Below are 8,335 nucleotides of genomic sequence, written 5' to 3'. Positions count from 1 at the left end.
ACGGTGCGTCAACCAGACCTCAGCTCAACAACACTTCGGTCCAGCCTTGCTACCGTACCGAGCCTCCTGGCGCTCCCGAAAGAACGCCTCGTAGTCCATCAGCGGTTTGTCCGGGTGCTTGGCCTGCATGTGCTCGACGTAGTTGTCGTAGTCCGGCATTCCCACCATCAGGCGCGCGGCCTGACCGAGGTATTTACCGAGGCGACTCAAGTCATTGAACATGCTCAGGCCTTCGGCAGCGCATGGAACGGCGCTTCCTTGTCCGTGCGTTCCTTGGTGCCCCAGGCGGCGATGCCGACCTTGAGGGCAAAGAACAGGATGCTGAACACCACGAACAGGAACAGCGCGGTCAGCGTCGCATTGGTATAGGCGTTGAAAACCACGTGCTGCATCTGGTCAATGCTCTTGGCCGGGGCCAGCACCTGACCATTGGCCAGCGCATCGCTGTACTTCTTCGCCAGGGCCAGGAAGCCGATCGCCGGGTTGGCGTCGAACAGCTTGATGAAACCGGCGGTGGTGGTGCAGATCAGCAGCCACACGGCAGGCAACAAGGTGACCCACACATAACGCTGGCGCTTCATCTTGATCAGCACCACGGTGCCGAGCATCAGCGCGATACCGGCCAGCATCTGGTTGGAGATGCCGAACAGTGGCCACAGGGTGTTGATGCCACCCAGCGGATCGATCACGCCCTGGTACAGCAGGTAACCCCACATCGCCACACAGCCGGCGGTGGCGATCAGGTTGGCAGTCCAGGATTCGGTGCGCTTGAGCGATGGGACGAAAGAGCCGAGCAGGTCCTGCAGCATGAAACGGCCGGCACGGGTACCGGCGTCCACCGCGGTCAGGATGAACAGCGCTTCGAACAGGATCGCGAAGTGGTACCAGAACGCCATGGTGTTTTCACCTGGCAGTAGCTGGTGCAGGATCTGTGCGATACCGACCGCCAGGGTCGGCGCACCGCCGGCACGGGCCAGGATGGTGGTTTCACCGATGTCGTGGGCCACCGCCTGCAGCGCCTCAGGGGTGATTGCAAAGCCCCAGCTGCTGACGGTTTGCGCCACGGTAACCGCGTCGGCTCCGACCACGGCAGCCGGGCTGTTCATGGCGAAGTACACACCCGGGTCGATCACCGAGGCAGCGACCATGGCCATGATCGCCACGAAGGACTCCATCAACATGCCGCCGTAGCCGATGTAACGGGCGTGACCTTCACTGGCGAGCAGCTTCGGCGTGGTGCCGGAAGCGATCAGCGCGTGGAAACCCGATACCGCGCCACAGGCGATGGTGATGAACAGGAACGGGAACAGACCGCCCTTCCATACCGGGCCAGTGCCATCGATGAACTGGGTCAGCGCCGGCATTTTCAGCTCGGGCATGGTCACCAGGATGCCGATGGCCAGGGCGACAATGGTACCGATCTTGAGGAAGGTCGACAGATAGTCGCGGGGTGCCAGGATCAGCCACACCGGCAATACCGCCGCGACGAAGCCATAACCGATCAACATCCAGGTGATCTGGATACCGGTAAAGGTAAAGGCCTTGGCCCACACCGGATCAGCAGCGATCTGCCCGCCGAGCCAGATCGACCCCAGCAGCAAGAGCACGCCGATCACCGAGATCTCACCGATGCGGCCCGGGCGGATGTAGCGCATGTAGATGCCCATGAACATCGCGATCGGGATGGTCGCCATCACCGTGAAAATGCCCCACGGGCTCTCGGCCAGGGCCTTGACCACGATCAGCGCCAGCACCGCGAGGATGATGATCATGATCAGGAAGCAGCCGAACAGCGCGATGGTGCCGGGGATGCGGCCCATTTCTTCGCGGACCATGTCGCCCAGCGAACGGCCGTTGCGGCGGGTGGACATGAACAGGACCATGAAGTCCTGCACGGCACCGGCCAGCACCACGCCGGCAATCAGCCACAGCGTGCCGGGCAGATAGCCCATCTGCGCCGCCAGGACCGGACCGACCAGCGGCCCCGCGCCGGCGATGGCCGCGAAGTGGTGACCGAAGAGTACGTGTTTGTTGGTCGGCACGTAGTCCAGACCGTCATTGTTGAGTACAGCGGGAGTGGCACGATTGGGGTCCAGCTGCATCACTTTGTTGGCGATGAACAGGCTGTAGTAGCGGTAGGCAACGAGGTAGATGGCGACGGCTGCGACGACGATCCACAGGGCGTTGATCGCTTCACCGCGGCGCAGGGCCACGACACTCAGCGCAATCGCTCCCAGGACAGCCACGGCAAACCAGGCGAGGTGTTTAGCCAGACGGGGCATAGGGGGTCTCCTGCCGACAGCTCGTGACTGCGGCGGTAATTTTTATAATTGTGTCCGCTGAGCGGAGCTGGCCCAATATCCGCGCATGGCGTCCACAAATAAATCCGCGTTACTACGTACGCGCCACCTACGTAGTTCTACGTAGACTCCAAAAATCTGCCGGCTGAAACGCAAACCCCCTGTAGGAGCTGCCGAAGGCTGCGATCTTTTGATTTTGATTTTTCAAGATCAAAAGATCGCAGCCTTCGGCAGCTCCTACAAAGAGCATTCCGTCCAGCAACGCTACAGGCCAAGCGTATCTTTGGCATATGATCCCCACCCCTCGCGCGGGCAGGAATGAACATGCAGCTCAAACACAAGATCGTCGCCCTCGGCATTCTGCCGCTGGTGCTGGCCATTGCCGTCATTTGCGCCCTGGTGATTTCGCTCAACCGCCAACTGGGCGATCAACAGGCGCAGTTGATCGAAGACAGCATCCTGATGAGCAAGCGCGCGGAACTGAAAAACTACGTCGAAATGGCGAAAAGCCTGATCGAGCCGCTGTACGACAACGGCCAGGGCGATCAGCGCGCCCAGCAACAGGTGCTCGAAGAACTGCGCAAGCTCAGCTTCGGCATCAACGGCTATTTCTTCGTCTACGACCATGAAGGCCGCAGCCTGATGCACGCGCGCCAGTCGGAACTGGTGGGCCAATACCTGTGGGACATGAAGGACCCCCACGGCCTGCCGGTGATCCAGGCGCTGCTCAAGAGTGCGCAATCGGGCGAAGGCTTCCAGCGCTACGCCTGGAACAAGCCCTCCTCCGGCCAGGTCACCGACAAGCTCGCCTACGTAGTGATGCTCGATCGCTGGGGTTGGATGCTCGGCACCGGCATCTACCTCGAAGACGTCGAGCGCGCCACCCAGCAGGCCCGTGCCGAAGTGGCCCAGGGCATCCGCAAGACCATGATGGCGATTGCCGTGGTGGCGCTGGTGGCGGTGCTGTTTGTCTTCGCCACCGGCATGACCCTCAACGTCAGCGAGCATCGCCTGGCCGACAAGAAACTGCAGCGCCTGACCCAGCGCATCGTCAGCCTGCAGGAGGAGGAACGTTCGCGGGTATCACGCGAACTGCATGACGGCATCAGTCAGGTGCTGGTCTCGATCAAGTTCCAGTTCGAACTGGCCAGCCACTTGCTGGAAAACGGACAAAACCACGACAAAGGCTTGAACACGTTGAAAGACGCCACCGAGCGCTTGGGCGAAGCCATCGGCGAAGTGCGCAGTCTCTCCCATGATCTGCGCTCATCCTTGCTCGATACCCTTGGCCTGCCAGCCGCCATCGGCCAACTGGCTGCGGAATTCCAGCAGCGCAGCGGCTTGACCGTGACCTACGACGAAAATGAATTCGACTGCCAACTGGTCGACGGCGCCGCTGTTGCGCTGTTCCGCATCGTCCAGGAAGGCCTGACCAACATCGAACGTCACGCCCAGGCGAAAAACGTGTCCATCAGCCTGCGCGGGTGTGAACAGTCCGTGCGGCTGACGCTGGTCGATGACGGCATGGGGTTCAATGTTGCCCAGGTCGAACGTCGCCAGGCCGGCATTGGCTTGCGTAACATCCGCGAACGCGTCGAACATTTTGGCGGGCGTTTCGATTTGATCTCGATGCCAGGCAGAAGCGAGCTGGACGTACGGCTGCCGATGAAACCTGGCGCAAAACTACAAGAGTGAACCTTGCATGAACCTGCCCTCCCCGATCCGCGTCGCCCTGGTCGACGATCACTCCCTGGTCCGCGACGGCATCAAGGCGCTACTGGCCGTGATGTCGCCCCTGGAAATGGTCGGCGAAGCGGAAAACGGCGCCGAGGCCATCGAGATGGTCGGGCGCTGCCAGCCCGACCTGCTGCTGGTCGACATCAGCCTGCCGGACATGAACGGCCTGGAACTGACCCGCGTGCTGCGCAGCCAGTACCCGTCGCTCAAGGTGCTGGTGCTGAGCATGTACGACAATTACGAATACGTCAGTGAATCGGTGCGCTCCGGCGCCAGCGGCTACGTGCTGAAGAATGCCCCGTCCCGGGAAATCATCGCCGCCATCGAAGCCATCTCCAGCGGCGGCACCTTCTACAGCGCCGACATCGCCCAGCGGCTGATTGCCGACAGGAACACCGACAACGAACTCACACCGCGGGAAAGCCAGGTGCTGGCGAAAATGGCCCAGGGCTTGAACAACAAGGAAATGGCCCGGGAACTGGACATCAGCGTGCGCACCGTGGAAACCCATCGCCTGAGCATCCGGCGCAAGCTCAACATCGACAAACCGGCGGCACTGGTCAAGTACGCCCTTGATCACGGACTGATTTCCCGCTAACGCCACGAACCCACAAGGATCACCGAATCCTCCATTGACTGCGTCAATAGTCACCATTAACTCAATGAAGTTCTCTTAAAAACTGTGCGGCGTAACATCAGCTCCATACCAACCAACAACACCCGGAGCACACGATCATGAAACGCCAAACCCTCCTCAGCATCGCTTTCTCGGTTTTTGCAGTTAACGCTTTTGCCGCTACCTCTGCTGCGCCTGTTGTCGCTGAAGGTGGCTCGGATCGTCTGATTGAAAGCCGAGTGGCTGAGGGTGGTTCTGACCGCCTGATCGAAAATCGCGTCGCTGCCGATGGTTCGGATCGTCTGCAAGGCAACACTGTTGCCGCCGATGGCTCAGACCGCCTGCAAGGCAACACTGTCGCCGCCGACGGCTCGGATCGTCTGCAGGGCAACACCGTCGCCGCCGATGGTTCGGATCGTCTGCAAGGCAATACCGTCGCCTGACCCCATCGCTGCACCGCAGTACCCAACAAAAAGCCCGGCCTGATCAGCCGGGCTTTTTGTACCTGTGATAATTAGTCAGGCGTTGAACCTCGGATTCAGAGTTTGGCAATCGAGACTTCAGTGGATTTCACGAAGGCAATCACTTCGCTCCCAACCTTCAGTTCAAGGTCGCGCACCGAGCGGGTGGTAATCACCGAGGTGACAATGCCGGATGCCGTTTGCACGTCGATTTCGGACACCACTTCGCCTTCCAGAATTTCCTTGATGATGCCCTTGAACTGGTTGCGGACGTTGATCGCTTTGATAGTCATGTTGAGGCTTCCTGTCTGACGTCGACCCTTGCACATGAAGGGGCAGGCCTCCAAGGTGCACTGCCTGCGCCGACAACAAAAGGAATATATAATTATCTATTTATACCATTAAGGAATATATACATCCTCAGGCCAGGCTTGGCGCCGCCTCATCGTTGCTGGCGCGCTCAGCATCCAGCAATGCATCCAGAGTGGAGAGAAACAGGTCATGGCTCATGATGCCGGTGCACACCGTTGATAGCATCGGATTCCCGGTCTCGTCCTTGATGGTGACTTTCTCACTCCAGGCATTCAAATCGACGGAAGTAAGAGTCGACACCGGAGCTTTACGCCCGTCAACCTGCAGAAACTCGCGTGTCACAATAATTGCTTGAGTGACGACATTCAGGAAGTCCCCCGCGATCCGTTTGCGCCATACCTGGCCGGTAGGTACATATTTAAAAGTGACTGCTGCGCCAGACTCAAGCTTGTTCATCACAACCGGCAGACGCTCGCGCACGTGCAACTCACGCACCAATTGCTGAAAATCCTGAAAGCCTTTCAGCGACTCGATCACGCGATGAAATGGCTCACTTTCATTACGCCGGTACGCCAGGTTGGTGATCAGGCCGGTGAATCCCGCTTGCCCCGAGCCAAACAGATACAGGTCTTCTATCTCAGCAAAAGCCATAAATTGCTGCTGCTTTCCACTGACAGCAACAATGCCGCGCTCGTAAACCTCGTAATGGGTTCCGCGCAACTTCTTCTGCCACGTATAAAGTCCGAACAGGACCGCCGAAATGACGACTAGCAAGCCACTGACGGAATAGATCAGCAACTGCGGGCTGGAACCACTACTGGAGTTCGCCCCGGAACTGCCCGTCGGCAGTAGGGTCCCCAGGTACAACACAAATCCTGCCAGACCCAGCAAGACGATTGCGAACAACAGCATGAAGACCAGAAAGCCTTTGCCGTGGCGGAAGGTAGAGATCAGTTGACCCGTCAATGTTGGAGCGGGTGTGGTCGATTGCTGCATGAGATGGTTACTTCCCTAGTAGTTGATTTAAAAACACCGAAGCCAGACGGGTGTTAGTTAAAAAGCAAAAAAACGACAATCAGTGTCCACCTCGCTGTGCGGACCATCGCAATTTCTGTCACAGCTCATCGCACCTGCAAATTCGAATTACAGGTCGGACAAAAAAGGGGACCGACAAAAAAAGGGGACAGATTTATTTACTTCAAAATAAATCTGTCCCCTTTTCCTCTGAATAGTAAAAACTTTAAATATCCTCTATAAAAACCGGCGCACCGCCCACACATTTGATAATCAAGTCATAAAACTCAACAAAACTCCCAGAGACAAAAAACAAGTTCCCACAATCGTTCTGCTCCGGGATGTCAAAATAATTCTTCAAATCAGACCCATGAAGATGGGTTCTATCCCAATAATAAACACCTTTTTCGCCAAGCTTACCAACCATGACGAGAGGATTCCCTCCTCCATCCTCACCGATAGCAACAGCCTCATCGAGAAAGTCGAGCTCATCAATAAATTCCCTATTAAAATAAATTACATCATTACAATCCTCCTCTGGTAAAAGTCCAAAAAGCCGATCAAAACTAATAACTCCCTCATCAACAGAACTTAATGGGATCTGCGCGTAATCGGGCGCCGTCAAGCAAAACCCATTCATCTTGCATAGAAAATCTCTATACCCAACTGGGAACCTCCTACTAATTTCCACTTCAATATAATCAACATCTGCGGACTTCAAACCTGACTTATACACTACTGGCATACTTCACCTTGCCTTAGCATGTGGATTTCATATTTTTCACTCCACCGGAGTGAGTGAACCTGTTGTGAATTTTTTTAGGAACTTCCTGCATCGTTTTCATATTTTCATGATGATGCCAAGTATTCTTCGTGTAATCTGCACTGCCTTTAGGAGCAAGCGCATCAGCCTTTCCGAAATCCCCGCCCGGATTCTTTCCGTGATTTCCTTTCAAGTCCGGGACATCAATCTGTTGACGCTCGAACGGTGTAAAGTCTGGATGTCCATTAAGGTACCTGACACTATTGCCCTCCCAATCACTGTATACCCATGTCCTCCCTTCAATTTCTGAATGTACCGAACCGCCTTTTTCCAGCCATTTTGATACATCTGGTGAATGAGGAGATTTTGCGCTCCAACCCCAAGGATCGATCCAAGCGATTGGATTCGCAGCGTATTGGTAAAGGTTGAAGCCCCCCAACAACCCAATCGGATCCTGCGTAACAAACCGCCCCACCTCCGGATCGTAATACCGAAACGTGTTGTAGTGCAGCCCCGTCTCGTCGTCGAAATACTGCCCCTGAAACCGCAGGTTCTGCTCGACTTCATCGACCGCCAGCCTTTCAACCGAACCCCACGCCTTGTACGTCGCCTGCCAGACAATGCTCCCGTGCGCGTCAGTCATCTCCAACGGCGTACCAATCTGATCAGTGTGGAAGTAGTAAAGCTTCCGCTCCTCACCTTCCGCCTGGTCGACACGCGCCAACGGCGCATAACTCCCCGGCTCATAGAGATACAGACTGCTCTGCCCCGGACGCTCTTCGCGCAACATCCGCAGGCCTTGCCACAAAAAGTGCTTCTGCTCGGTCTTGCCGTTGACCTCTGAAACCTTACCAACCCGCCGCCCCAGGCTGTCATACCGATACGCACCGGTACTCTCCAGCCTGCCATTCACCAACGTCTCAGCCCGCACCAAGCGATTTTCACAGTCATAAACAAACGTCTGCAGCTTGCCCATCCCACTGCGTTTCTCAATCAGGTTGCCCCACGCATCGTAAGCATATTCCTGATCCCGCCAGCGCTTCAGGCGGTTGTCTTTGACGTGGTCAAACTGGCTGGTATTGAAGTTCAGCCGGTTCGCTGCGGCGTCGTAGCGGAATTCTTCGCTGTCGAT

At 56.8% G+C, this 8,335-nt stretch carries 9 protein-coding genes; 3 read left to right on the top strand and 6 right to left on the bottom strand.

Translation table 11 applies throughout. From position 1 onward, the window contains the following. Window positions 1-24: 24 nt before the first annotated feature. Both ACM6I6_RS20330 and ACM6I6_RS20325 read right to left on the bottom strand, forming a co-directional pair. Window positions 25-222 carry a YbdD/YjiX family protein gene (locus tag ACM6I6_RS20330; protein ID WP_262165925.1) on the bottom strand — a complete coding sequence of 66 codons (198 nt, stop codon included), beginning with the start codon at window positions 220-222 and terminating at the stop codon, window positions 25-27. Window positions 223-224: 2 nt separating this feature from the next. Continuing rightward, window positions 225-2,282, bottom strand: coding sequence for a carbon starvation CstA family protein (locus ACM6I6_RS20325; protein WP_414920630.1), 2,058 nt, complete (start codon window positions 2,280-2,282; stop codon window positions 225-227). Between the two features lie 342 nt (window positions 2,283-2,624). Between ACM6I6_RS20325 and ACM6I6_RS20320 the strand changes: the two genes are divergently transcribed. The 3 genes from ACM6I6_RS20320 (at window position 2,625) to ACM6I6_RS20310 (ending at window position 5,096) form a co-directional block, all read left to right on the top strand. Then, window positions 2,625-3,995, top strand: a complete 1,371-nt coding sequence (locus ACM6I6_RS20320) for a cache domain-containing protein (RefSeq protein ID WP_046820283.1) — start codon at window positions 2,625-2,627, stop codon at window positions 3,993-3,995. A gap of 7 nt (window positions 3,996-4,002) precedes the next feature. Then, window positions 4,003-4,635 carry a response regulator gene (locus ACM6I6_RS20315; protein ID WP_046820284.1) on the top strand — a complete coding sequence of 211 codons (633 nt, stop codon included), beginning with the start codon at window positions 4,003-4,005 and terminating at the stop codon, window positions 4,633-4,635. 137 nt (window positions 4,636-4,772) lie between these two features. Beyond that, window positions 4,773-5,096, top strand: a complete 324-nt coding sequence (locus tag ACM6I6_RS20310; RefSeq protein ID WP_274078136.1) for a hypothetical protein — start codon at window positions 4,773-4,775, stop codon at window positions 5,094-5,096. 95 nt (window positions 5,097-5,191) lie between these two features. Here the strand turns inward: ACM6I6_RS20310 and ACM6I6_RS20305 are convergent, their stop codons facing one another. From ACM6I6_RS20305 to ACM6I6_RS20290, 4 genes are all read right to left on the bottom strand, one after another. Further along, window positions 5,192-5,407: a TOBE domain-containing protein gene (locus ACM6I6_RS20305; RefSeq protein WP_274078135.1), complete on the bottom strand. Its 216-nt coding sequence runs from the start codon at window positions 5,405-5,407 to the stop codon at window positions 5,192-5,194. A gap of 127 nt (window positions 5,408-5,534) precedes the next feature. Next, window positions 5,535-6,422 carry a hypothetical protein gene (locus tag ACM6I6_RS20300; protein ID WP_414920629.1) on the bottom strand — a complete coding sequence of 296 codons (888 nt, stop codon included), beginning with the start codon at window positions 6,420-6,422 and terminating at the stop codon, window positions 5,535-5,537. Window positions 6,423-6,666: 244 nt separating this feature from the next. After that, entirely contained in the window at window positions 6,667-7,185 is a 519-nt protein-coding gene (locus tag ACM6I6_RS20295; protein WP_414920628.1) for an SMI1/KNR4 family protein, read from the bottom strand. A gap of 13 nt (window positions 7,186-7,198) precedes the next feature. Then, window positions 7,199-8,335: RHS repeat-associated core domain-containing protein (locus ACM6I6_RS20290; RefSeq protein WP_414920627.1), on the bottom strand; the 1,137-nt coding region annotated here is incomplete at its 5' end.

It is taken from the genome of Pseudomonas sp. IT-P218 (assembly GCF_949767605.1).
Classification (GTDB): domain Bacteria; phylum Pseudomonadota; class Gammaproteobacteria; order Pseudomonadales; family Pseudomonadaceae; genus Aquipseudomonas; species Aquipseudomonas putida_AE.
The sequence above is the reverse complement of the archived record's forward strand: the minus strand, read 5'-3'. Positions and strand labels throughout refer to the sequence as shown.

Bases quoted from the DNA above. Each gene is read 5' to 3' on its own strand.
- ACM6I6_RS20330 (WP_262165925.1), bottom strand. From the start codon at position 222: ATGTTCAATGACTTGAGTCGCCTCGGTAAATACCTCGGTCAGGCCGCG.
- ACM6I6_RS20325 (WP_414920630.1), bottom strand. From the start codon at position 2,282: ATGCCCCGTCTGGCTAAACACCTCGCCTGGTTTGCCGTGGCTGTCCTG.
- ACM6I6_RS20320 (WP_046820283.1), top strand. From the start codon at position 2,625: ATGCAGCTCAAACACAAGATCGTCGCCCTCGGCATTCTGCCGCTGGTG.
- ACM6I6_RS20315 (WP_046820284.1), top strand. From the start codon at position 4,003: ATGAACCTGCCCTCCCCGATCCGCGTCGCCCTGGTCGACGATCACTCC.
- ACM6I6_RS20310 (WP_274078136.1), top strand. From the start codon at position 4,773: ATGAAACGCCAAACCCTCCTCAGCATCGCTTTCTCGGTTTTTGCAGTT.
- ACM6I6_RS20305 (WP_274078135.1), bottom strand. From the start codon at position 5,407: ATGACTATCAAAGCGATCAACGTCCGCAACCAGTTCAAGGGCATCATC.
- ACM6I6_RS20300 (WP_414920629.1), bottom strand. From the start codon at position 6,422: ATGCAGCAATCGACCACACCCGCTCCAACATTGACGGGTCAACTGATC.
- ACM6I6_RS20295 (WP_414920628.1), bottom strand. From the start codon at position 7,185: ATGCCAGTAGTGTATAAGTCAGGTTTGAAGTCCGCAGATGTTGATTAT.